20 protein-coding genes are annotated in these 23,653 nt (G+C 63.6%); all 20 read right to left on the bottom strand.

Annotated features, from left to right (window positions below):
• Window positions 1-43: 43 nt before the first annotated feature.
• A complete protein-coding gene (gene ileS / locus DBV08_RS26450; RefSeq protein ID WP_124569364.1) occupies window positions 44-3,157 on the bottom strand; it encodes an isoleucine--tRNA ligase in 3,114 nt (1,037 codons plus the stop codon).
• Between the two features lie 314 nt (window positions 3,158-3,471).
• Entirely contained in the window at window positions 3,472-3,780 is a 309-nt protein-coding gene (locus tag DBV08_RS26445; protein ID WP_124569363.1) for a hypothetical protein, read from the bottom strand.
• Window positions 3,781-3,829: 49 nt separating this feature from the next.
• Window positions 3,830-4,657 carry a DivIVA domain-containing protein gene (locus tag DBV08_RS26440; protein ID WP_003941722.1) on the bottom strand — a complete coding sequence of 276 codons (828 nt, stop codon included), beginning with the start codon at window positions 4,655-4,657 and terminating at the stop codon, window positions 3,830-3,832.
• Window positions 4,658-4,783: 126 nt separating this feature from the next.
• Complete coding sequence (locus DBV08_RS26435) at window positions 4,784-5,062, bottom strand: YggT family protein (RefSeq protein ID WP_003941780.1); 279 nt, start codon at window positions 5,060-5,062, stop codon at window positions 4,784-4,786.
• A 4-nt stretch (window positions 5,063-5,066) separates the two neighbouring features.
• Window positions 5,067-5,213, bottom strand: coding sequence for a hypothetical protein (locus DBV08_RS26430; protein ID WP_235169615.1), 147 nt, complete (start codon window positions 5,211-5,213; stop codon window positions 5,067-5,069).
• A 38-nt stretch (window positions 5,214-5,251) separates the two neighbouring features.
• The gene (locus DBV08_RS26425) at window positions 5,252-5,902 is read right to left on the bottom strand and encodes a cell division protein SepF (RefSeq protein WP_003941752.1); all 651 of its coding nucleotides are present in this window, start codon (window positions 5,900-5,902) and stop codon (window positions 5,252-5,254) included.
• Between the two features lie 85 nt (window positions 5,903-5,987).
• Window positions 5,988-6,737 carry a YggS family pyridoxal phosphate-dependent enzyme gene (locus DBV08_RS26420; RefSeq protein ID WP_124569362.1) on the bottom strand — a complete coding sequence of 250 codons (750 nt, stop codon included), beginning with the start codon at window positions 6,735-6,737 and terminating at the stop codon, window positions 5,988-5,990.
• A gap of 6 nt (window positions 6,738-6,743) precedes the next feature.
• Window positions 6,744-7,511 (bottom strand): peptidoglycan editing factor PgeF, encoded by a 768-nt coding sequence (gene pgeF / locus DBV08_RS26415; RefSeq protein WP_095969888.1) that lies wholly within the window; start codon window positions 7,509-7,511, stop codon window positions 6,744-6,746.
• Between the two features lie 108 nt (window positions 7,512-7,619).
• The gene (gene ftsZ, locus DBV08_RS26410; protein WP_095969887.1) at window positions 7,620-8,807 is read right to left on the bottom strand and encodes a cell division protein FtsZ; all 1,188 of its coding nucleotides are present in this window, start codon (window positions 8,805-8,807) and stop codon (window positions 7,620-7,622) included.
• A gap of 257 nt (window positions 8,808-9,064) precedes the next feature.
• The gene (locus tag DBV08_RS26405) at window positions 9,065-9,871 is read right to left on the bottom strand and encodes a cell division protein FtsQ/DivIB (RefSeq protein ID WP_019748870.1); all 807 of its coding nucleotides are present in this window, start codon (window positions 9,869-9,871) and stop codon (window positions 9,065-9,067) included.
• Window positions 9,868-11,376: a UDP-N-acetylmuramate--L-alanine ligase gene (gene murC / locus DBV08_RS26400; protein WP_124569361.1), complete on the bottom strand. Its 1,509-nt coding sequence runs from the start codon at window positions 11,374-11,376 to the stop codon at window positions 9,868-9,870. Before murC ends, DBV08_RS26405 begins: the two co-directional genes overlap by 4 nt.
• A complete protein-coding gene (murG, locus tag DBV08_RS26395; protein WP_019748872.1) occupies window positions 11,373-12,542 on the bottom strand; it encodes an undecaprenyldiphospho-muramoylpentapeptide beta-N-acetylglucosaminyltransferase in 1,170 nt (389 codons plus the stop codon). The genes murC and murG overlap by 4 nt, the downstream gene beginning before the upstream one ends.
• Window positions 12,539-14,017, bottom strand: a complete 1,479-nt coding sequence (gene ftsW, locus DBV08_RS26390) for a putative lipid II flippase FtsW (protein WP_124569360.1) — start codon at window positions 14,015-14,017, stop codon at window positions 12,539-12,541. Before ftsW ends, murG begins: the two co-directional genes overlap by 4 nt.
• The gene (murD, locus tag DBV08_RS26385) at window positions 14,014-15,537 is read right to left on the bottom strand and encodes a UDP-N-acetylmuramoyl-L-alanine--D-glutamate ligase (RefSeq protein ID WP_124569359.1); all 1,524 of its coding nucleotides are present in this window, start codon (window positions 15,535-15,537) and stop codon (window positions 14,014-14,016) included. Before murD ends, ftsW begins: the two co-directional genes overlap by 4 nt.
• 5 nt (window positions 15,538-15,542) lie before the next feature.
• Window positions 15,543-16,625: a phospho-N-acetylmuramoyl-pentapeptide-transferase gene (gene mraY, locus DBV08_RS26380; protein ID WP_003941699.1), complete on the bottom strand. Its 1,083-nt coding sequence runs from the start codon at window positions 16,623-16,625 to the stop codon at window positions 15,543-15,545.
• Window positions 16,622-18,181, bottom strand: a complete 1,560-nt coding sequence (gene murF / locus DBV08_RS26375) for a UDP-N-acetylmuramoyl-tripeptide--D-alanyl-D-alanine ligase (protein WP_124569358.1) — start codon at window positions 18,179-18,181, stop codon at window positions 16,622-16,624. The genes mraY and murF overlap by 4 nt, the downstream gene beginning before the upstream one ends.
• The gene (locus tag DBV08_RS26370) at window positions 18,178-19,812 is read right to left on the bottom strand and encodes a UDP-N-acetylmuramoyl-L-alanyl-D-glutamate--2,6-diaminopimelate ligase (RefSeq protein WP_124569357.1); all 1,635 of its coding nucleotides are present in this window, start codon (window positions 19,810-19,812) and stop codon (window positions 18,178-18,180) included. Before DBV08_RS26370 ends, murF begins: the two co-directional genes overlap by 4 nt.
• 151 nt (window positions 19,813-19,963) lie before the next feature.
• Window positions 19,964-21,838 carry a penicillin-binding protein 2 gene (locus DBV08_RS26365; RefSeq protein WP_095969881.1) on the bottom strand — a complete coding sequence of 625 codons (1,875 nt, stop codon included), beginning with the start codon at window positions 21,836-21,838 and terminating at the stop codon, window positions 19,964-19,966.
• Window positions 21,835-22,479 (bottom strand): hypothetical protein, encoded by a 645-nt coding sequence (locus tag DBV08_RS26360; RefSeq protein WP_124569356.1) that lies wholly within the window; start codon window positions 22,477-22,479, stop codon window positions 21,835-21,837. The genes DBV08_RS26365 and DBV08_RS26360 overlap by 4 nt, the downstream gene beginning before the upstream one ends.
• A complete protein-coding gene (gene rsmH / locus DBV08_RS26355; protein WP_007730079.1) occupies window positions 22,476-23,489 on the bottom strand; it encodes a 16S rRNA (cytosine(1402)-N(4))-methyltransferase RsmH in 1,014 nt (337 codons plus the stop codon). The genes DBV08_RS26360 and rsmH overlap by 4 nt, the downstream gene beginning before the upstream one ends.
• Window positions 23,490-23,653 lie beyond the last annotated feature (164 nt).

Here is a 23,653-nt window from a genome sequence, read left to right as displayed (position 1 = left end):
GACATACAGACAGTCATCGGGAGCCGGAGTAGTCGCGTCGGTACTAGACCTTCGTGATCGCGGCGCGGATACCGTCACCGAGATCGACGGCGTCGTCTCCTGCTTCACCCACCGAGAACGAGGTGGCCAGAACCTCACCGGCGATCAATTCGCGATGACGCTCCGCCCACTCCTTGCAGTCCTGCGGAACCTCGAGCACGACGTTGATCCGGTCCGAGACATCCAAACCGGCGGCACGACGCGCATCCTGCAACTGACGGATACGGTCCTTGGCCCAGCCCTCGGCTTCGAGTTCCTCCGTCACAGCGGAGTCGAGTACGACCAGTCCCGCACCGTCGGGCAGTGCAGCCGTCGAATCCGGCTCGGCTGCAACCAGTTTCTGCGTGTACTCCTCTGGCAGCAGTTCGATGCCCGCCGCAACCACGACGCCGTCCGCGTTCTCGGTCCAGTCGCCCGCCTTGACCGCCTTGATGACAGTCTGAACGGACTTGCCCAGACGCGGTCCTGCAGCACGCGCGTTCACCGCGATCTCGAAGCGCCCGTGCACGTCGACGTCATCGGTCAGATCGACCTTCTTGACGTTGACCTCGTCGGCGATCAGTCCGAGGAAAGGACGCAGACGCTCGGCGTCCGGCGCCGCGACCGTGACCTCAGGCAACGGAAGACGAACACGCAGATTCTGTGCCTTGCGCAGGCTCAACACCGTGGAGCACACGGTCCGGACGTCGTCCATCGCCGCTACCAGCTCGGGGTTCGCTGGGAGCTCCGACGCCTCCGGCCAATCAGCCAGGTGAACCGAGCGCTCCCCGGTCAGCCCGCGCCAGATCACCTCGGACACCAACGGCAACAGCGGCGCGGCGAGACGCGTCACGACCTCGAGCACGGTGTGCAAGGTGTCGATCGCGTCGCGATCCTCGTCCCAGAACCGCGAACGAGAACGTCGCACATACCAGTTGGTGAGCGCGTCACAGAACAACCGAAGCTCGTCGCACGCGCCGGCAATGTCGTTGACCTCGAGGGCCTCGGTGATCACGTCGCGGGTGGTCGCGAGCTTGGCCAGGATGTACTGATCGAGGATGTTCTCCGAATCGGTACGCCACACACCGGATTCCGGCGCGTACAACTGCAGGAAGCTCCAGGCGTTCCACAGCGGGAGCAACGCCTGACGCACACCTTCGCGGATGCCCTGCTCGGTCACGATGAGGTTTCCCCCGCGCAGGATCGGCGAAGACATCAGGAACCATCGCATCGCATCGCTGCCGTCGCGGTTGAACACCTCCTTCACGTCCGGATAGTTGCCCTTGGACTTGCTCATCTTCAGTCCGTCGTCGCCGAGCACGATGCCGTGCGCGGCAACGGTTTTGAACGCCGGACGATCGAAGAGTGCGGTGGCCAGCACGTGCAGCGTGTAGAACCAGCCGCGAGTCTGGCCGTTGTACTCGACGATGAAATCGCCCGGGAAATGGCCCTCGAACCATTCACGGTTCTCGAATGGGTAGTGCACCTGCGCATACGGCATCGAACCGGATTCGAACCAGCAGTCGAGCACCTCGGGAACACGGCGCATCATCGACTTCCCGGTCGGATCGTCCGGATTCGGGCGGACCAGGTCGTCGATCATCGGCCGATGCAGATCGGTCGGACGCACACCGAAGTCTGCCTCCAACTGGTCGAGCGATCCGTACACGTCCGTACGCGGGTACTGCGGATCGTCCGACACCCACACCGGGATCGGGCTGCCCCAGTAGCGGTTTCGGCTGATGTTCCAGTCGCGGGCACCTTCGAGCCACTTGCCGAACTGGCCGTCACGGATGTGCTCGGGCACCCAGGTGATGTCCTTGTTCAGCTCGACCATGCGGTCGCGGAACTTGGTGACCGCGACGAACCACGACGGAACCGCCATGTAGATGAGCGGCTGCCCACTGCGCCAACTGTGCGGGTAGGAGTGCTCGATCGTCTCGTGCCGCAGCAGCTTTCCGGCAGCCTTGAGGTCCTTGATGATGACGGGGTTGGCGTCGAAGACCATCAAGCCCTCGTACGGCGGAACCATCGAGGTGAACTTTCCACCCGGATCGAGTGGCTGCACGACCTCGATGCCGTTTGCCGTGGCGACATCCATATCCTCTTCACCGAAAGCCGGTGCGAGGTGGACGATTCCGGTTCCGGAGTCGGTTGTCACGTAGTCGGCCGAGAGCACGACGTGTGCGTTCGGATGTCCGAGGAAGAAGTCGAACGGCGGCTTGTACGACAGTCCGACCAACTCGGTGCCCTTGTGACGCGAAACGACCTCGGGGTCCTCCCCCAGCTCACGTGCGTAATGAGCCACCCGCGCTTCCGCGAGCACGTACCGCTTTCCGTCCTCACCGAGCACCTGAACGTAGTCGACCTCGGGATGCACCGCAGTCGCCAAGTTGGACGGCAGGGTCCACGGGGTCGTGGTCCAGATGATCGCGTTTGCGCCGTCGAGGGGTGACCCCGGAGCGACCAGCGGCATGTCGACCGTGACTGCGGGATCCTGACGCATCTTGTACGCGTCGTCGAGGCGAGTCTCCTGATTGGACAGCGGAGTCTGCTCGTACCAGCTGTACGGCAGCACGCGGAAGCCCTGATAGATCAGGCCCTTGTCGTGCAGCTCCTTGAAGGCCCACATGACGGACTCCATGAAGTCGACGTCCAGGGTCTTGTAGTCGTTGTCGAAGTCGACCCAACGTGCCTGGCGAGTGACGTAGTCACGCCACTCGTCGGTGTACTTGAGCACCGAGGCCTTGCAGTACTCGTTGAACTTGGCCAGACCCATGACTTCGATCTCGGCCTTGTCCTTGATGCCGAGTTGCTTCTCCGCTTCGAGTTCCGCGGGCAGGCCGTGGCAATCCCAGCCGAAGCGTCGCTCGACCTTGCGTCCACGCATGGTCTGGAAGCGCGGCACCAGGTCCTTGACGTACCCCGTCAGCAGGTGACCGTAATGCGGCAAACCGTTTGCGAATGGCGGTCCGTCGTAGAAAACGAACTCTTCGTTACCGTCCCGATTGGCAACCGACGCACGGAAGGTGTCGTCGTCGTCCCACTGTTTCAGGACTTTCTGTTCCAGATCGGGGAACTTGACTCCGGTGTCGGCGGGGACACCGTAGTCGACTTTGGGATACCCGTTACTCGCCATGGCGATCTCCTCGTGCCAGTCGGACTCGGCACGGGGACGACGTGGCGCTTGTGCGCCGACACCGCGGTACCACCCCGTTTGCACCCCGCCGATCCGCGCTTGGATCCCGAAGTGCCACTCGATCGAGCTGTGACGGGCCCACCCGTTCGGTTCTACTGAGTTCTCGTCGCCTGAAGCGGCAAGAACCGTTCTTCCGAAAGCTCCCCGGTGATTGCCGGATCAAAGCCAGGTATTCGTGATCGACAGTCTAATACTTGTCCTACGACGTGTCGGTACCGCCCAGGACTTCGGTATGCCCAGGACTTCGGTAGAGCTTAGGTCTTGCCGCCCGACGCTTCGCCATGGTTTCCCGGATTGTCGTCGTTGACAGTGGCTGCATCACCGGTCGAGGAATCCGAGGAACTCTCGCCTCGACCGTAAGGCGACGACATGCCACTGCCCGATACCGGGTCATCCAACGAAGGAACCGCCTTCCTGCTGGTCAGCGCACTGACCAGCAGGAGGACGGCACCTGCTACACAAATCGCGATACATGCCCACGCCCAGATCAGCGACCCTGTGGTCAGGGCAACGATCAGGAGTGCGAAGCCAACTCCCGCGAGAACCAACGTCACGACCAGCACGTATCAACCTTTGTCCGGTCCGATAGCTGAGCCGACGGGGCGCTCTCGGTCAGCTGTTCCCCTTGGCGAAGGACGGGCTGTAGGAATCCTGTCCGCCGTCGACCGGAACGGCCGAGCCACGCTGTTCGAGCTCTTCGAGCTGCGATTCCAGGTAGGACTTCAGGCGCACCCGGTACTCACGTTCGAACGTCTTCAGCTGCTCGATACGGCCTTCGAGGACCGAACGCTGCTGGTTGATGGTCGCCATGATTTCGGTGTGCTTCTTCTCGGCGTCCGCCTTGAGAGCGTCTGCCTTCTCCTGAGCCTGGCGAAGCTGGGTCTCGGAGCGGGTCTGAGCGTCGGTGAGCATTGCCTCCGACTTGTTGCGCGCATCCGCGATCATGCCGTCGGCCTTGCTGCGAGCCTCGCTCATGAGCTGCTCGGAGTTGGTGCGAGCACTGCCGAGCAGCTGCTCGGACTCGGTCTTCGCATCGTTGGTGAGACGATCCGCCATCTCCTGAGCCAGTCCGAGGACCTTCGCGGCCTGCATGTGGGTGTCGCCACTCTGCGGCGCTGCAACGGCAGCGGCGGCGGGAACCGGTGCTGCAACAGGTGCAGGCTTGGGCGGCTCGACGACCCGAGCGGGCTCCGGCTTGGGCTGCGCTGCGACGGGTGCCGCTTGCTGAGCCGGTGCCGGCGACTTCTTGGCAGCCGCGAGCTCCTGATCCAGCTCACCTACGCGCTGGCGCAGGTCCGCATTCTCTTCGATGAGCTGCGACAGCGCCTGTTCGACGAGGTCGAGGAATGCGTCGACCTCGTCCTCGTTGTAGCCACGCTTGCCGATAGGCGGCTTGCTGAACGCAACGTTGTGCACGTCAGCTGGAGTCAGTTGCGGCATGGAAGGATCCCTTCACGCGTCATTTGGCGGTCTAGCAAGCATTCAGTTGCAACACAGTCTACGTAGTGGCGAACCACCGTATGAGTTATGGGTTCCATTCTGGCACACCACTCACTCGGACTGCGCTCAGCGAACAACCGACATCAGGATGATGACGATGAAAAGCAAGACCATGATGGATAGATCCAAGCGAACTCCACCGAGGTTGATCGGGGGGATCAACCTGCGGAGCAGTTTCACCGGAGGATCGGTGATCGTAAAAATGGTTTCGAGAATGACAGCGACCAATCCGGTCGGTCGCCAATCTCTGGCAAACGAACGAACGAACTCGACGATCACTCTGCCGATCAGCAACAGCCAGAAGACAACCAGCACCAGATAGATCACAGAGAGAAGCGCGTCCACACCCTCACTCTGCCTGACTTCTGCGTTGTGTCCAAAACAGACACACCGCAGCAATTCCGGAACCGGTCCGCATCGCGCCCGCCTTGTAACGGCCGGCGATGGGCCCGAATGCGGCGCCCGCCGAGACGGGACGCCGTTCGAATGTGCTCACGTCACCCCTGCTCAGGGGCCGGACTGCGGTCGAGACCATCATTTCTGGCTGTAGAAACCCGTCTCGGCGATCCGACGGCGTTCCTCAGCGGAAACGTCGATGTCGGCCGGTGAGAGAAGAAACACTTTGGTGGCTACCTTGTCGAAAGAACCACGCAACGCGAACGCCAGGCCGGCCGCGAAATCGACCAGACGCTTCGCGTCGGCGTTGCTCATGTCGACCAGATCCATGATGACGGGAGTGCCGTCGCGGAACCGCTCACCGATGGTGCGGGCCTCTGCGTAGCTCTGCGGACGCAGCGTCGTGATCTTGGCGAGCGGGCCGCCGTCATCGACAACAGGTGCACGTCGCGCTTCGGGACGCTCTGCACGAGCGTCGACCGCGAGGTTGCCGCGGCTTGCCGGGCGCGGCGCCATCGCCGGGCGGCTACTGCGACTGGGAACGGTGTCGACGCGGGGCCGGGAATCGTAGCGATCGAACTCCGCGTCCTCTTCGTCACGACGACTGGGCGCGTAGCTCGCCTTCGAGAAGGCAGGTTCGACGAATTCGCGGTCGTCGCGCTCGGCATAGCCGTCGTGACTACGACGGGGTGCGCGGCGAGCCTGATCGGGCTCCTCCACGTATTCGTCCTCGTAGTCATCGAGGGGAACCATGCCGAAGTAAGCCTTGAACTTATGCAGGTTGCTCATTGATCGACCTTCCTTGGCGCGGCGGAATCAATCCGACTGCGACCGGTCGCAGCGGTGTGGACGGGTTGGGCGATCACCTGAGCGATCACCTCGAGATTACTGGTCGTGAGCCGAGCAGTGCGGTTCCGACACGCACGCAGGTTGATCCATGGCGCACTGCGGCCTCCAGATCACCGGTCATTCCTGCCGAGAGTTCGGTTGCCTGTGGATGCGATTCGAGAATCAAAAGATGTGCCCTGCGGAGGATTTCGAACTGCTCGTCCGGTTCTGACCCAAGCGGCGGGACGGCCATCAGTCCCGCGAATTCGAGACCTTCGGCTGATTCGATCCGCTCGGCAAGAGGGGTTAGCTCTCCCGTCGGAATTCCGCCACGCGCAGGGTCGCCGTCCAGACTTACCTGGATGAGCACCCGCAGCGGCGCTGTGCGCTCTCCGTCGGACAAAGCTCCGAGCGCCGCCCGATCGAGCGCATCGGCCAGTCGCGCACTGTCCACCGAGTGAATTGCGTAGGCCCACTTCGCTACCGAACGCGCTTTGTTGCGCTGCAACTGCCCGATCATGTGCCAGCGAACCGGATCGTCGATCGCGCCGCTCTCTGCAGCGCGGTCGAAGTCCGCAACCTTCTCCACTGCTTCCTGCTCACGAGACTCACCGAATTCACGGCAACCCAGTTCGTACAGGATTCGGGCGTCGGACGCCGGAAAGAATTTGGTAACTGGCAGCAGTGCTACGTCGGAAACTTCACGACCGGCGGCAAGGCAGGCGGCCGCCAGTCGCGCCCTCACCGAGTCGAGTGCCGTCGATATTTCTGTCAGCCGCATATCCGTCTGGCGCATTTCTGCCTAGACGGTTTCCTGCGCTGCGGGCGCTTCCATCCAGATCACTGCAGCTTGACGCCCGGTCAGAGATTCTCGGCGATGACTGAACAACGCGCGATCCTCGATCGTGCACCGGGGGTCCTCGGCGACACCGGACACACCCGCGGCGAGCAACTGCTTACGCAGTCCCGCACGTAGATCGAGTCCCGGCGTGCCCTTCTCGGTGCGAGTTGCGCTGCCCGGCAAGTGCTTTTCCACGTCTGCGCGCATCGCGGCGGGAACCTCGTACTGGCGTCCGCTGGCTGCCGGACCGAGGAAGGCGCCGATACGTGAGACGTCCGCGCCCTGTCGCACCATCTCCGCGAGGACGCGCGGGACGATACCGATGCGGGCACCGATCCGTCCGGCATGAACGGCCGCGATCACACCGGCCTCCTCGTCGGAGAGCAGAACGGGAACACAGTCTGCACTGAGGGTGGCGAGTGCCAGGCCGGGAACGGTGGTGACCAGAGCGTCCGTCACCGGAATCACTTCGTCGGTCGGTTCCGTCACGACAGTGACGTTGCGCGAGTGGATTTGTTCCATCCACACGAGATGGTCAGGCTCGACGCCTATTTCGCGCGCCAGGCGACGGCGATTCGCATCGACGGCCGCCGGATCGTCTCCGACGTGATCGCCGAGATTGAACGACTCGTACGGTGACGCGGAAACACCACCGGCTCGGCTGGTCACGACGCGGCGAATGCGGGTGCGGGTGGTCGACTTCTCGGTACTCAAGATATGTGTGCTCACAAACGTCGAAAGTTGTCGTCCGGCTCAGACGTGACCGGACATCCAGTCAAGAACAGGGTACCCAGAAATTCCGGGCACCCTGTTCGCGAAACTGTTTGTAGCCCTACGTCAGCGACGCATGAAGACCGGCACATCGACGTCGTCGTCGCCGTCGTCTTCCTGGACCGGCGCATGGCGTGGGCCACCGATCGGAGGCAAGCTGCCCGAACCGGTGGTCTCGCGCGCTGCGGAAATCGGCTGCTCGCCAGCAGGTTCGGCGGCCACCGGTGACCGGCCGACCTCACCTGCGCGCCCGGCACCGATTGCTCCACGTCCCTGCGCGGTCGACTCCACGGGACGGCGAGCCGGAGCTCCTCCGTCGAATCCTGCAGCGATGACCGTCACACGAACCTCGTCGCCGAGTGAATCGTCGATGACCGTTCCGAAGATGATGTTGGCGTCGATGTGCGCAGCTTCCTGCACCAGCGAAGCCGCCTCGTTGATCTCGAACAGACCCAGATCGCTGCCGCCGGCGATCGACAGGAGAACGCCGCGGGCGCCTTCCATCGATGCTTCGAGGAGCGGGGAATTGATCGCGGATTCTGCCGCCTTGATAGCGCGTCCCTCACCACGTGAGGATCCGATGCCCATCAAAGCGCTGCCGGCGCCGGACATGACACCCTTGACGTCCGCGAAGTCGACGTTGATCAGGCCCGGGGTGGTGATGAGGTCGGTGATGCCCTGGACGCCGTTGAGGAGAACCTCGTCGGCGCTGCGGAAGGCATCCATGAGGCTGACGGCCGCGTCACCCAGTTGGAGCAGGCGATCGTTGGGAATGACGATCAGCGTGTCGCAGGACTCGCGGAGCGCCTGGATTCCGGTATCCGCCTGTCCCCCACGACGCTTGCCCTCGAAGGAGAACGGCCGAGTCACGACGCCGACGGTGAGTGCGCCCAGCTTCCGGGCGATGCTTGCCACGACAGGGGCACCACCGGTTCCGGTGCCACCACCCTCGCCTGCGGTCACGAACACCATGTCGGCGCCCTTGATGACCTCTTCGATCTCGTCCTTGTGATCTTCGGCTGCCTTGCGACCCACTTCAGGGTCAGCACCGGCGCCGAGGCCACGGGTCAATTCACGACCGACGTCGAGCTTGACGTCGGCGTCACTCATCAGAAGGGCTTGCGCGTCCGTGTTGACCGCGATGAACTCGACTCCCTTGAGTCCCTGTTCGATCATGCGGTTGACTGCGTTCACGCCGCCGCCGCCGATGCCGACGACCTTGATTACGGCGAGGTAGTTGTGCGGGGGCGTCATCGGCTCTCGCCTTCCGTGTCGTGTTTCACGCTGCTTGTCAGTGCTGCTGTCTTTGGTACTGCTGGGTCTTTGTTACTGCTGGGTCTTTGTTACTGCTGGTGTTCGAGATAAACTCTAAACCTCAACCACAGGGTTAGAGTTATGTCAAGTATTCGATCTGAAACGAAACGCTATGCACCGTCGTCGCGTTCCGCCATTAGGCGCGCCGGGACACACCGAAGTATTTGCCACGCACCGACGCACGAGTGCACCGCGCGCTATCGGACCGTCGGCAGATCAGGACTGGACACGTCGTACGTCTGCCCCGGCTGAGTCAACAGCGGAAGCGTCACGGCAGCCTTACGATCCGAGTGCTCGACACCGCCCCAGTTTACGACGCGACCGTCGAGCAGGGTCAGCGTGACACTCGAAATCGACCGAGCGGCAACCTCTCCCACCTGAAATCTCAGATCCGGCGGCAACACCGACAACACCTCGAGAGCAGCGAGCGTCGGCTCGTCGTTCCACCCGGGCGTCGGTGTCACCAGACGCGGAACCCCGGGCGGCGGGACGCCCATCTCGAAATCGACACCCTTCTCGTCCAGCAGGTGTGCGCCCTCAGGTGAATCGACGAAGACAACCGGTACCCGTTCGGTGACGGTGACGCGGATGGTCGACGGATACATCCGCTGCACACGAGCAGAGGCCACCTTCGGAATCGTCGCGACACGTGCCGCGGCGGCGCCGGTGTCGACCCGCATCAACGGCTGACCGGTCGGTACGGCCAGGAGCGAAAGGATCTGTTCCTCACTGACGGTAGTCGCACCGAGAACTTCGGTGCCCCGGACCGAGAGCACCGGAGACAACCAGGCCGTCAGCGCGATCCCCACCACCAGCACGATTGCCAGCGGGGCCACGATCAGCGGTCGCTTGAACCACTTACGAGTCGGTGTGGGTTCGGGAGCCGGCTCCGTCGACCGCGTCGAGTATCGCGATTCGGTGCGAGTACTACGCCGACGCGTGCTGGTGGCGCGTCTGGCTTGAGGGTCTCGACGCCCGCGCCGACTTCGTGCGTCGGGTGTCATCGCGGCGCGGGATGCGGCGCCGAACGCAAAGCATCGAGGATCTGTTTGCCGAGCATGGTGACGTCGCCGGCACCCATCGTGATGACGATGTCGCCGGGGTGAGCCAACGCCGCAACCTGCTTCGGCGCCTGCGACAGATCAGGTTGATAGTGAACAGGTTTGGTGACCGATTGAGCGACCAGCGCACCGCTGACGCCCGGCATCGGCTCTTCGCGAGCGCCGTAGACGTCGAGAACCACTACCTCGTCGGCCAAGTCCAGTGCCTGCGCGAACTCCTCGGCAAACGCGGCTGTGCGCGAATAGAGATGAGGTTGGAAGACCACGATCACGCGTCCGGCGGCCGAGTTGGTCGACGACGAATCGTCTTCCGGTCGAACCAGATCCGCCGCCGCGCCGAGGACCGCGCGAACTTCGGTCGGATGGTGGGCGTAGTCGTCGAACACCCGGACACCACGCTCGCGGCCGGTGAACTGGAATCGGCGGTGGACGCCGCCGAATCCGGCGAGCCCCTCGACGATTTCCTCCGTCTCGGCGCCGGCGTCACGGGCGGCCAGCAGAGCGGCAAGTGCGTTGAGCGCCATGTGACGACCCGGTACTGCCATCCGCACCGTTCGCGCAGCGCTCTCGCCGGCGAGCTGGAACTGCAGGACTCCCCCGACGTCGTGTGCATGGAAGCCAAGTAGTCGGACTCCGACCTCGACGCCGTCGACAGGCTCGAAGGCAGTGCCCGCCTCCACTTCCCGCGCGTCTGCTGATCCGTAACCGAGTACCCGGATGTCCGAACGACCCGAGGCCACGATTCGCTTCGCGAGGTCTGCAGATCCCGGATCGTCGAGGCAGGCAATCAAGAGTCCGCCCGGACGTAGCTTGTCGACAAAATCGTCGAACACCTTCACGTAGGCTTCGACGCTGCCGAAGTAGTCGAGGTGATCGGCCTCGATGTTGGTCACGACGATCACGTTGGGGTCGTACTGAAGCAGCGACCCGTCGCTCTCGTCCGCCTCGGCGACGAAGACGTCACCGCTACCGTGATGGGCGTTCGTTCCCGCCTCGTTGAGTTCGCCACCGACGGCGAAAGACGGGTCGAAACCACAGTGCTGCAGGGCGACCACGAGCATCGAGGTCGTCGACGTCTTGCCGTGTGTACCCGAAACCAGGAACGTGCGATTGCCCTGCATGAGCGAAGCAAGGACAGCCGGTCGAAGAATCACCGGGATTCCGCGGCGAGCGGCCTCGACGAGTTCCGGGTTGTCCTTCGGGATGGCTGCGTGCGTCGTGACGACGACGGTCGGACCACCGGGCAGCAGGTCGAGAGCATCGGCGTCGTGGCCGATCCGAACCTGCGCCCCGCGTGCACGAAGCGCCAAGACTCCTCGGCTCTCCTTCGCGTCCGAACCCGATACCAGGCCCCCGCGGGAAAGCAGAATTCGCGCGATGCCGGACATACCGGCACCGCCGATTCCGACCATGTGTACTCGCTCGAGGTGGGCGGGCAGCGCGGTCATCGGTTTCCCCTTGCGTTTTCCTGGACGGCGTTTTCCTTTGCCGCGATGTCGAGCACTATCCGTGCGATCTCGGTTGCCGCCGTGCGGTGTCCGACATTGGCAGCGCCACTGCTCATCTTGTCGAGACGCGCGCTGTCGCTCAGCATCGGCACGACAGTACCGGCGACGAACGTCGGTGTGAGCTCGTTGTCGGAGACGATGATCGCGCCGCCGGCTGCGACAACGGGTTTCGCGTTGAGTTCCTGCTCACCATTGCCGTGTGGCAGCGGAACGTAGACGGCCGGAAGCCCGACCGCAGAGACCTCGGCAACCGTCATCGCGCCGGAACGACAAATGGTCGCGTCGGCTGCGGCGTACGCGAGATCCATCCGTGAAAGATAAGGAACAGCCACGTACGGTGCCGTTTCCGAGTACTGCGTGACCTCGAGAGAGTTCTTGGGACCGTGAGCGTGCAGCACCGAGATCCCGGCCTTGGCCAATTCTTCCGCTGCTCCGGACACCGCGTCGTTGAGCGACTTCGCGCCCTGCGATCCACCGAAGACGAGCAGAACGGGACCGTCCTGCGGCAGTCCGAAGTACTCGCGCGCTTGCGAGCGGAGACCTGCTCGATCGAAATTCGCGATCGACGCCCGCACCGGAATGCCGACGATCTCGGCGTCCTGATCGCCTCGGTTCTTCACACCCGACCCCGGAACGGCAGCAAGCACACGCGTCGCCAGGCGGGCACCGATCTTGTTCGCGATGCCGGCACTGGCGTTCGCCTCGTGGATGACGATCGGAATCTTGCGGCGGCGCCGAAGAACACCACCACGGGCGGCAAGGTAGGCCGGAAGCGCGACGTAGCCGCCGAAACCGACGATCACGTCAGCGTCGACGGAATCGAGTACCTCGCGCGTCTTGCGCACCGAGGCCAGGATGCGTGTCGGCAGTTTCACCAGATCCATCGTGGGCTTACGGGGAAGCGGAACCGGCGGAATGAGTTCGAGGGTGTACCCGCGAGCAGGAACCAAGGTGGTTTCGAGACCACGCGCTGTCCCGAGTGCGGTGATCCTGGTGTCGGGCTGAGCGGCCTTGACCGCGTCCGCGACCGCAAGTGCGGGTTCGATGTGACCAGCCGTGCCTCCCCCTGCCACCACTACCGACAGAGCCGATTTGTTGCCGCTCACCTACGAATTCCTCGCTCTCGAACTTCTCGTGGATCTTGTGCCCTACGTGTCGGCGCCTGCCGACGCTGACCATTCTGCCCTCCCGCGGCGCGCTTCCGTGACCCAGCGGCCGCACCTCGCGTGGAATCCGCAGATGTGCGAGCACCTTGATCTGCCCGCTTGCGTCGATCACCCGTCTCGATCGCGCGCCGGCCGTCGCGTCCGCGTGCCGGTTCGATCTGCCGTGCGGGCTTCGGCCGACGGATCGGCCGACCCCCTGACGGCGGGTGGTACAGCACCGGCTTGGGCAGTCTGAGCAACTTCGAGATCTTGCCGTCCTGCCCGGAGTTCAGAGCGGCAACTGCTTCCGGTTCGTGTCGTGCTGCATTGGCGATGACGCCGAACATGAACAGCGTGATCGCCAGGGACGAACCACCAGCGGAGACCAAGGGCAACTGGAGTCCGGTCACCGGCAGCAGTCCGATGACGTAACCGATGTTGATCATCGCCTGGCCGACGATCCAGGTAGTCGCGGTAGCCGACAGGAGGCGCCAGAACGGATCGATGCTGCGCGCTGCGATTCTCAATCCTGTGTACACGAATACGGCGAACAAACCGATCACGACCGCGCAGCCGACAAATCCCAGCTCTTCCCCGATGATCGCGAAGATGAAGTCGTTGTGCGCGTTGGGTAGGTAGTTCCACTTTGCGACGCTCTGACCGAGTCCGCGTCCGAAAAAGCCCCCGTCGGCGAGCGAATACAAAGCCTGCTTGGCCTGATAGTTGTTGCCCTGCAGGTCGTCGCTCTTGTTGAAGAAGGCCTGAACTCGATCGGAACGATAACCAGCCGTCATGGCCAGCACGCCCGCCACGACGACGCCCGTCACCGCTATCGACCCGAAGAGTTTCAGTGGCAGCCCACCGAACCACAGCAGGGCGCCGACGATGATTCCCAATGCGATGGTCGTACTGAGGTTCGGCTGCGCGACGACCAGGGCGAAGACCAGCATCGCAGCGGGCACGAGCGGAATCAGGATCGACTTCACGGATCGGTCGTCCGGCCGCCTCGAGGCCAACAGATGCGCGCCCCAGATCGCCAATGCGACCTTCATGATTTCCGACGGCTGCACCGAGAACCCACCGACGTTGAACCAGCGACGCGCGCCCTGCGCTTCGGTGCCGATGCCCGGAATCAGGACGAGTACCAGCATGATGAGCACGACGACGAACAGCGGAAACGAATACTGCCGGAGCACTCTCGCCGGGATGCGCAGCGCGACGTAGAAGAGCACCGCCCCGAGAATCGCGAAGATCAACTGCTGAGTGAACAGCGAATATGCCGATCCACCGGACACGTACTGCTCGACGCTCGACGCCGAGAGAACCATCACGAGCCCCAAGACGGTCAACATCGTGGCAATCGTCACCACCAGGTGGAACGACGCCAACGGCCGCGCCAACCAGGCACCGATTCGGGTCTTGGGACCCTTGGTCATCGCAAGTTCCCGGCTTCGCCAGGCGAATCGGTGAACGGATCGGGTAATGCTGCTACAGCGGCGGCGAAGCTGTCACCACGATGTCCGTAGCTCGCGAACATGTCCAGCGACGCGGCGGCCGGGGCGAGTACAACTGCATCACCGGGGGACGCCAACTCGGCAGCTTCGACTACCACTGCCGCCATGACGGCATCCGCGTCGGCACCCGACGGCAGCCGGATGGTGAGAGTCGAGTTGCTGCTGGTTTCGCTCACCGCTTCATCGTCCCCCGACAGCACGTGCACCACGGGAACATCGGGCGCGTGTCGCGCCAGCGCGTCCTCGATCACACCGGCATCACGGCCGAGAAGTACAGCACCGGACAACCGCGGTCCCACTTCGCTCACCAACTGGTCGACGCTTGCACCCTTGAGCAGACCGCCTGCAACCCAGATGACGCGGTCGTGCGCGAGTATCGACGGTCTGGCTGCGTGCGGGTTGGTGGCCTTGGAATCGTCGATGTACACAACGGATCCGACACGGCCGACCAGGGCGCCGCGGTGTGGGCCGACCTTGTGTGCGGCCAGACCGCGTTCGACGACGTCTGCTTCGAATCCGAGTGCCCGCGCCAAGGCTGCAGCGGCAAGCGCGTCCATGACGCCTGCCGGGCCGGCCGGATCGATGGAAGCTGCTTCGGCCAAGCGGACGTGATCGCCGAAAGCGTTGTCCACGAGGTGTCCCGCTTCGACACCCAGTTCTCCTTCGCCCGGTTCACCCAATCTGAATCCGGTGACAATGTCTGCCGTTGCGCGAGTTCCCAGTTCGGAGGCGATCGCGTCGTCGAGGCCGACCACCGCAACCTTTCCACTCAGCGCCCGCGACTTGGCCTCGGCGTACGCGCTCATTCCGCCGTGCCAGTCGAGGTGGTCCTCGGCGACATTGAGGACCACGCCGGCATCCGGACGCACCGAAGGTGCCCAGTGCAATTGGAACGACGACAGTTCGACAGCGAGGTACTCCACGCGCGGCGACGTCTCGGCGAGTGCGTCGAGAATCGGCAGTCCGATGTTTCCGCAGGCACGGCCGACGACTCCGGCGGCGTCGAGAATCGAGGCCAGCATCGACGTCGTCGTGGTCTTTCCGTTCGTCCCTGTCACGACGAGCCATGTACGGGGCCCGCCGAAGTGTCCGCTGTGGTCGACGCGCCACGAGAACTCGACGTCTCCCCAGATGGGAATCCCGTGACCGGCGGCAGCTGCAAGGATCGGTGAATCGGGCCGAAAGCCAGGACTGGTGACGACGAGCCCGTACTCGGTGATCGAATCCGGGGCATCCTCGATCGAGGTGGTGGTCACCATGTCCGCACCGAGCTCGGCGCAGCGCTGCGCGAAGTCCAAGGTCGAATCGGCCACTGTCACGACAGCACCGAGAGCGACGAGAGGTTCGATGGTCGCTTGACCGGACACCCGCCCACCGGCGACCAGCACTCGCGTACCGCGGAGCCAGGACAGATCGTTCTCGGAATCCGCTGAGCTGGTCATGGTTTTCAGCCTCCGAGCGCTGCGAGGTATTCGCTGTAGAAGAGTGCCAATCCGATAGCCGACGCAATAGCAGCCAGCAACCAGAATCTGATGATCACCGTGGTTTCAGCCCACCCGGCGAGTTCGAAGTGGTGATGGAACGGCGCCATTCGGAAGACCCGCCGTCGGCTGGACCGGAACACCGCTACCTGGATCACCACCGACGCGGCCTCCGCGACGAACAGCGCACCGATGACAACCATCAACAGTTCCGTGCTGGTGGTGATCGACAACCCGGCGAGCATGCCGCCGAGGGCAAGAGAACCGGTGTCGCCCATGAAGATCTTGGCGGGTGCGGCATTCCACCAGAGGAAACCGATGCACGCGCCGGCGCCGGCCGCGCAGAGCACCGCAAGATCGAGGGGATCTCGGACGTCGTAGCAACCCTTGCCGGGGTTGGTCTCACACGAGTAGCGGAACTGCCAGAACGTGATGATGACGTAGGCGCCGAGAACGAAACTCATTGCTCCGGCGGCCAGTCCGTCGAGGCCGTCGGTCAGGTTGACGGCATTGGACCACGCGCTGACCAGTAGGTAGCAGAAGGCGATGAAGACCACGGACCCGAGTGAGACGGTGGCGATGTCGCGAACGTACGACAGATGAACACTGCCCGGAGTCAGCCCGTCGTCACCGCGGAATTGAAGGGCCAAGATTCCGAAGGCAATGGCAGCGACGAACTGGCCGACCAGCTTCGCTGTCTTGTTCAGTCCGAGATTGCGCTGCTTGCGGATCTTGATGAAGTCGTCGAGGAAACCGACTCCACCGAGCGCGGTGGTCAGACCGAGAACGAGTAGGCCGGACGCCGATGGCCCCTCCGCGTTGTCCATGCCGAGACCGATGAGGTGTGAGCCGAGATAGCCGGCCCAGATTCCGGTCAGGATCGCGACGCCACCCATTGTCGGAGTGCCGCGCTTGGCCTGGTGACTGGCTGGACCTTCGGTTCGGATTTCCTGCCCGAAACCTTGTTTCGAGAACGCCTTGATCAGGATCGGCGTGAGCATGATGGAGACCGCCAGCGCGATGCCTGCGGCGAGAAGAATCTGGATCACTGCGAATCCCCGCCGTTCTCGCCATCGCTGTTCTCGTCACCGGTGTTGTCGCTGGGCGCTGCGGCCAGAATCGCTTCGGCGACCGTCCACAGTTCGACCGACTTGGACGCCTTCACCAGGACGAGATCGCCCGGTTCGAGTTCCGCTTCGAGAATGGCGATTGCCGCAGCTGCGTCTGGCACGACGACGGACTCGTCACCCCACGACCCCTCCATCACCGCCCCTTGATGCATCGCACGCGAAGTGCGGCCCGTTCCGACGACGATCAACTTGCTGACATCGAGTCTGACGGCAAGGCGACCGATCGCGTCGTGCTCGACAACCGATTCCGGTCCGAGCTCACCCATCTCACCGAGCACAGCCCAGCTACGGCGCCCGAAGTGCCGATCCGATCGCGCCATGGACACCAACGCTTTGAGGGCGGCGCGCATGGAATCGGGATTGGCGTTGTAACTGTCGTTGACGACGGTGACGCCGTCGGCGCGCTCGGTGACTTCCATCCGCCTCGCGGACGCTGCCCTCGTGCCCTCGAGGACACGTGCGATGTCGGCAACCGTGAGGCCGTTCTCGAGTGCGACGGCCGCAGCGGCAAGAGCATTGCTCACGTGATGTTCGCCGTGAACGGCCAATCGAATACGTGCAGAACCCTGTGAACAGTTCAGCGTGAAGGAAGCCCTGGCCTGGTCGTCGACAACCACGTCGGTCGCCCGAACGTCGCAGTCTTCCGACTGACCGACGAATACGATCCGGGCCTTGGTTCGACTCGCCATTGCGGCGACCATGCGATCGTCGGCGTTGAGCACTGCAACTCCACCGTCGGCTGCCGACGGGAGTGCTTCCACCAGTTCACCTTTGGCGACCGCGATCGCTTCACGCGAACCGAACTCACCGAGATGGGCGGTACCCACGTTGAGAACGACGCCGATCTTCGGCGGCGCGATCTTGGTCAGTTCGCCGACGTGACCGACCCCACGGGCCGACATCTCGAGGACGAGGAAGCGGGTCTTCTCGTCGGCGCGGAGCACGGTCCACGGCAGACCCAGTTCGTTGTTGAACGAGCCTGGTGGAGCGACCACCTCGCCGCGCTCGCGAAGCAGCGCCGCAATCAGGTCCTTGGTCGAGGTCTTGCCTGCCGAACCGGTGACACCGACCAGAGTCAGCCCGCCCCCCGAAGCCGACCCCTCTGCCGCCAGTTCGTCGACCACGGCCCTGGCCAGGAGGCCGAGGGCATGCAAGACAGCAGCCCCCGATCCGTCTGTGTCGTGTTCGAGCAACATCACCGCGCTCGGACCGTCGTTCGGTACCGACGGGACAACTATCGCCGGAACCCCGACCGGCCGCGCCGCGAGCACCGCCACAGCACCGGCTGCCACCGCCGCTTCCGCATGATCGTGACCGTCGACGCGTGCGCCGGGGAGTGCGAGGAACAGTCCACCTGGACCAGCCTTGCGCGAATCGAATTCGACGGTTCCTGTCACCTGAGTCGACGGATCGTCGACGTCATGCAGGGTTCCTCCGACGATCTCGGCGATCCGAGAGAGCGTCATCGGGATCATTGCTTGCCTCCATGTGCTGTGTTGATCGCGAATCGGCCGATCATTTCGCCCAACACCTCGCGGTCGTCGAATGGGTGTTTGACCCCGTCGATTTCTTGACCCACTTCGTGGCCTTTGCCTGCGACCAGAACTACGTCGCCTGGCTGCGCCCACCGAACCGCCTGCTCGATCGCGAGCGCCCTGTCCCCCACTTCGCGAACCTCGCCGCGTTCGGATTCGGGAACGTCGACGGCGCCTCGCATCACCGAAGCGCGAATTTTCGCCGGATCCTCGGTGCGCGGGTTGTCGTCGGTGACGATCAGCAGGTCTGCGCCCCTCGCGCCAGCTTCGCCCATGAGTGTGCGTTTGCCGGCGTCGCGGTCACCGCCCGCACCGACGACCACAGCCACTCGACCGGGAACCTGATTGCGCAGCGTGGCGATCACGGCTTCGAGCGCTGCCGGTTTGTGGGCGTAGTCGACCACCGCCAAGAAGCTCTGCCCGCGGTCGATCCGCTGGACGCGTCCGGGGACATCCACCGTTCCGAGTGCTCGAACAGCAGCGTCCGGATCGAGTCCGGCCGCGAAGCTGACAGTCAGCGCCAAGGCTGCGTTGGCCACGTTGTATCGACCCGGGAGGCGAAGCGAGACGGGCCACGATTGTCCGTCCGGCCCGACCAATTCGAAGGTCTGCGAGCCGTCCTCGGCAACCTCGACTGCGCCGACCTTCCACTCGGCCTCGGCCGTCGAGGTCGAGACCGTGGTCACCGCATCGCTCTCGTCGGTCGCGGCCAGCTCAGCCATCCGTCGACCCCAGACGTCGTCGACACAGACGACGGCATGCTCGGCTCGCACCGTCGACTCGGGATCGAACAACCGAGCCTTGGCCTGGAAGTACTCCTCGAAGTCCCGATGGAAGTCCAGGTGATCCTGCGAAAGATTGGTGAACGCGCCGATGTCGAAGCGGATGCCGTCGACGCGTCCGAGAGCGAGCGCGTGACTGGACACCTCCATGACGACGGTATCGATCCCCTGCTCTGCCATCACGGCGAATAGAGCATGGAGTTGCGGAGCTTCCGGAGTGGTCAGAGCGCTGGGCACCCGACGGCCGTCGATCCGAGTCTCGATGGTGCCAACCAGCCCCGGCTTGCGGCCGGCTCCGGCAATCGCCGCTTCGAGCAAGTACGACGTCGTGGTCTTGCCGGATGTGCCGGTAATGCCGACGACCTGCATCTTCTCCGAGGGCCGTCCGTAGATCTCCGCTGAGATCTCACCGAGCACATCCCGCGGGTTCGGATGAACGAGAACCGGGACGGACCGGTCGGGCGCCTTGTCAGCGGCCTCGATCAATTCGAGGCCGGCCTCGTCGGTCAAGATCGCGGTCGCACCACGCCCCAGAGCGTCGACGGCGAACTGAGCGCCGTGGGTCCTTGCGCCGGGCAGAGCGGCGAAGAGGTCATCGCTCACGATTCCTTGCGCACGCAGGTCCACGCCCTTGACGACGACCTCGGACGACTGTGATCCCGGTTGCCCGACCCATTCGAGGCGAGCCCCGGACAGTTCGGAGAGCGCCGTGATCGCGGTAGCAACCGGTTGTGTCGGACGCGTCCCGGGAGCGCCGTCCGAGTTCGACGATTGCAAACGATTCGGCACTGTCACTCGACTCCTGGCAATTGTCGTTGTTCTTTGGCGGTCGCAGCGCAAGCAAAGTTCGGCGTACTGCGATGAATGAGGTTACTGCGACGTTTGAGATTACCGTGTCCGGGATTCACCCGAAGACCGTGTCGAAACCGACACACCGCAATCAGTCCGCCTGCAACACCAACTTGCGACCGGGGTCCGGCGACATCGGGACACTGTCACGCTGGAGCATCCACGACGCGATGTTGTGGAACAGCGGTGCTGCCGATTGACCGCCGCCGCCGTCCACGCCGCGAACCGGTGCGTCGAGCATGATTCCGATCACGAATCGAGGATTGTCCGCAGGCGCGATTCCCGCGAAGGTGATCCAGTAGTTGGAGTTGGAGTAGCACTTGCATGCCGGATCCACCTGCTGCGCGGTACCGGTCTTTCCGCTGACCTGGTATCCCTCGACGCCCGCGGCAACACCGGTTCCTCGTTGGTTGCCGGTGTCTTCCTGAGTGACCGATCGGAACATGTCCCGAACCGTCGCCGCTGTCTGGGCGCTGACCACCTCGACGCCCTCGGGCTGCGGTGTCTCGGTCCGAGTGCCGGAAGAATCGACAGTCGACTTCACGATCCGCGGAGGAATTCGCACGCCGTCGTTGGCAATGGCCTGGTACATCCCGGTCATCTGCAGGGTTGTCATCGAAAGACCCTGCCCGATCGGCAAGTTCGCGAAGGTTCCGCCGGACCACTGGTCACGACTCGGAACGCTGCCCGCGCTCTCGCCGGGAAGCCCGACGTCGGTGCGTTGTCCGAGGCCGAACCTGTTCAGCATGTCTGCGTAGCGATCCTCGCCCACTCGCTGAGCGAGCATCAAGGTGCCGACGTTCGAGGACTTTCCGAACACACCGGTAGAGGTGTACGGAGCCACACCGTGATCCCACGCGTCCTTGACTGTGGCACCGGACATCGTGATGCTGCCCGGGACCTGCAGAACTTCGTCCGGAGTTGTCTTACCGTCCTCGATGGCCGCTGCCGCGGTGACGATCTTGTTCACCGATCCGGGCTCGAACGGCGTACTGACCGACGGATTGCCCATTTCGGCTGTCGGCGCGTTCTTGTCGATGCCGATCGCGGGGTTGAAGGTGCTGTCGTTGGACATGGCCAGCACCTGTCCCGTCTTGGAGTCCATGACCACCACCGAAGCGTTCTTTGCGCCCGACTTGTCCTTGGCGATCTGGACCTGCTGCTGAACGTAGAACTGGAGGTCCGAATCGATGGTCAGCTCGACACCCGAACCGTTGACTGCCGGTTGCTTGTCACGCCAGCTACCGGGGATCACAGCGCCGTCGGAACCGCGGTCGTACGTTTCGGATCCATCGGTTCCGGCGAGCGTGGAGTCCATCGAATCCTCGAGGCCGAGCAAACCGTGCCCGTCCCAGCCGGTCGCGCCGACGAGATTCGCAGCCAGGGAGCCACCGGGGTACTCGCGGATGTCCTGTCGCTCCAGGCCGACCTCCCGGAACTTGTCCGAGATCTCGGCAGCAACTGCCGGGTCCACGCTGCGCGCGAGGTACGTGAACGTCTCGTTGCTGTTCATCTTCTGAAGCAGATCTTTTTCCGGAACGGTATCGCCGAGCTTGGCGTGGATTCCGGCGGCGATCTCAGCGAGGCGATCGCTCACTTCGGGGGCCTGCTTGTCACCCTCGGCACCCTGCTCGATGCTCTTGGCGCGCGCTTCCTCGAGTTCCTTGCGTACCCGCACCGGCTGGAAGGTCAGCGCCTTGGCTTCCATCGTGAATGCGAGAGGGTTTCCGTTGCGATCGGTTATCGAGCCGCGTACGGCAGGATCGACCTGCGTCGTGGTTCGTTGATTGGCAGATTCCGCAGCCAGGCTCGGCGCGTCGATTCCCTGAATCCACAAGAGCTGCAATGCCGCAACGGCGAGCGCACCACACATGGTGATACGACCGACTCGCTGACGAAACGGGAAGGAAGCGGTAGCCGCGCGGCGCGGACGCCGACCGGGGTTGTTACGGGAGTTCTGACTCACCGACGTTCCTCAGGCGGAGCAGGCACCGCCGTCGTGGTGGCGGGTGCTGTCGTCGTGGGGATCACAGGAACCAATTGTTCACTCTGCGCGAGGTTTCGCGTGTTATTCGGAACGCTCGGCGTGGCTCCCGGAACAACGGGTGTCGTTGTGCGCGGGGGCGTCGCGGTCGGTGCGGGCACCGATGTGGGCGCATCGAGCGGCGGCATCGCTCCGGCAGTTGCGGGAGTCGGCGTTCCGACGACCTCGACCGAACCATCGGGATGAACTACCAGGCGTGCAGGGTCCTTGGCGGGGACCATTCCGAGAGCGCTTGCCTGATTTGCCAACTCCGGAGCCGAGTTACGCGACTGGAAGTCGCGTTCGAGCGCTGCTTTCTGCTCGACCAGAGACTGGTTGTATGCACGCGCGTCGCTCAGTTGGTAGGAATCCTCGGCAGCGCGGGTGGTCAGCAGCAGAGTCACCGCGAGACCGATGGACAGAAGTCCGATAACGGAGGCCACGAACGGTACTCGCCCCTTGAGCATCGCCCGAGGAGAGATAGTCGGGCCGGCAGCAGCGACAGTTCCGGTCCGGCCTGCCGCCCGTGCGGTGCGCTTGTCGTATGCGCGTTGCGCTGCACCGGATTTGCCCTGACGACTCATGCCCGCCTCCTGGAAATGCGTTCTGCGGCACGCAAACGCACCGGAGCTGACCGTGGGTTCTCTTCGATTTCCTGCTCTGACGCACGTTCTGCGCCACGGGTGAGAATGCGGAACTCCGGCCCCATACCCGGCAACTCGACCGGTAGACCTTCGGGGCTGGTGGACTTCGAGCGGGGAACCAACTCCGCCTTCACAACTCGATCCTCGAGCGACTGGTAGGACATGAACACCACTCGCCCACCGACTGCCAGTGCGTCGAGTCCGGCAGGAACGGCGGCACGAAGCGAATCCAACTCGGCATTGACTTCGATCCGCAGCGCTTGGAAGGTGCGCTTGGCCGGGTGTCCACCCGTACGCCGTGTGGCTGCCGGGATTGTTCGGTACAGCAATTCGACCAGAGCTGCACTGGTGGTGAATGGTTCACGCTCACGCTGCCGAAGGATCTCGGACGCAATCTTTCCGGCGAACCGCTCTTCCCCGTACGTGCTCAGAATGCGAGCAAGGTCGCCGTGACTGTAGGTGTTCAGGACCTCTGCCGCGGTCAGCCCGACCGTCTGATCCATCCGCATGTCGAGAGGAGCGTCGATCGAGTACGCAAAACCTCGGTCTGCTTCGTCCAACTGCATCGACGACACACCCAGATCGAAAAGGATCGCGTGAACCGACTCCGTCGACGGCAGGCCGGCCTGTTCCAGCGCGTCCTCGATCCCGTCGTACGTGGTGTGTACGAACGTCGTTCGGTCCGCGAACGGCGCCAGACGCTCGGAAGCGATACGGAGTGCGTTGGTGTCGCGATCGAGACCGATGAGGTGAAGGCCGGGGTACTTGCCGAGGAAGAATTCGGAGTGGCCACCGAGCCCCAACGTCGCATCGATCATGTATGCGCCTGCGCCACCGTCGCCAACGGCTGTGATGGCAGGACCGAGAAGATCGTCGGCGCGATGCAGTAGTACGGGGACGTGCGCGAAGCCATCGGCATCCGAGGGTTCGTTCACCTCGTGATCCACCATGATTGCTCCGGCTCCTACTTTCATGATTTCCGATGACTTTTCGAAAAGGTGCTGACTTTCCGAGAAGGCGATGACTGTTCGAGAAGGAGAATGCTTCGAGGTCCCTGCCCGAAGGAGAACCTGGCGCTGGGGAAGTGCGTCAGGGTCTTTCCGGGCAGAGGCCT

Source organism: Rhodococcus sp. KBW08, assembly GCF_003852455.1.
In the GTDB taxonomy this organism is placed as follows: domain Bacteria; phylum Actinomycetota; class Actinomycetes; order Mycobacteriales; family Mycobacteriaceae; genus Rhodococcus_F; species Rhodococcus_F baikonurensis.
Note: the sequence above shows the minus strand (reverse complement) of the source record. Positions and strands in the feature narration are given on the sequence as shown.

What these genes read in the sequence shown, in the direction of transcription:
- ileS (WP_124569364.1), bottom strand. Translation starts at nt 3,157, where the DNA reads ATGGCGAGTAACGGGTATCCCAAAGTCGACTACGGTGTCCCCGCCGAC.
- DBV08_RS26440 (WP_003941722.1), bottom strand. Translation starts at nt 4,657, where the DNA reads ATGCCGCAACTGACTCCAGCTGACGTGCACAACGTTGCGTTCAGCAAG.
- DBV08_RS26425 (WP_003941752.1), bottom strand. Translation starts at nt 5,902, where the DNA reads ATGAGCAACCTGCATAAGTTCAAGGCTTACTTCGGCATGGTTCCCCTC.
- DBV08_RS26420 (WP_124569362.1), bottom strand. Translation starts at nt 6,737, where the DNA reads ATGCGCCAGACGGATATGCGGCTGACAGAAATATCGACGGCACTCGAC.
- ftsZ (WP_095969887.1), bottom strand. Translation starts at nt 8,807, where the DNA reads ATGACGCCCCCGCACAACTACCTCGCCGTAATCAAGGTCGTCGGCATC.
- DBV08_RS26405 (WP_019748870.1), bottom strand. Translation starts at nt 9,871, where the DNA reads ATGACACCCGACGCACGAAGTCGGCGCGGGCGTCGAGACCCTCAAGCC.
- murC (WP_124569361.1), bottom strand. Translation starts at nt 11,376, where the DNA reads ATGACCGCGCTGCCCGCCCACCTCGAGCGAGTACACATGGTCGGAATC.
- ftsW (WP_124569360.1), bottom strand. Translation starts at nt 14,017, where the DNA reads ATGACCAAGGGTCCCAAGACCCGAATCGGTGCCTGGTTGGCGCGGCCG.
- murD (WP_124569359.1), bottom strand. Translation starts at nt 15,537, where the DNA reads ATGACCAGCTCAGCGGATTCCGAGAACGATCTGTCCTGGCTCCGCGGT.
- murF (WP_124569358.1), bottom strand. Translation starts at nt 18,181, where the DNA reads ATGATCCCGATGACGCTCTCTCGGATCGCCGAGATCGTCGGAGGAACC.
- DBV08_RS26360 (WP_124569356.1), bottom strand. Translation starts at nt 22,479, where the DNA reads ATGAGTCGTCAGGGCAAATCCGGTGCAGCGCAACGCGCATACGACAAG.
- rsmH (WP_007730079.1), bottom strand. Translation starts at nt 23,489, where the DNA reads ATGGTGGATCACGAGGTGAACGAACCCTCGGATGCCGATGGCTTCGCG.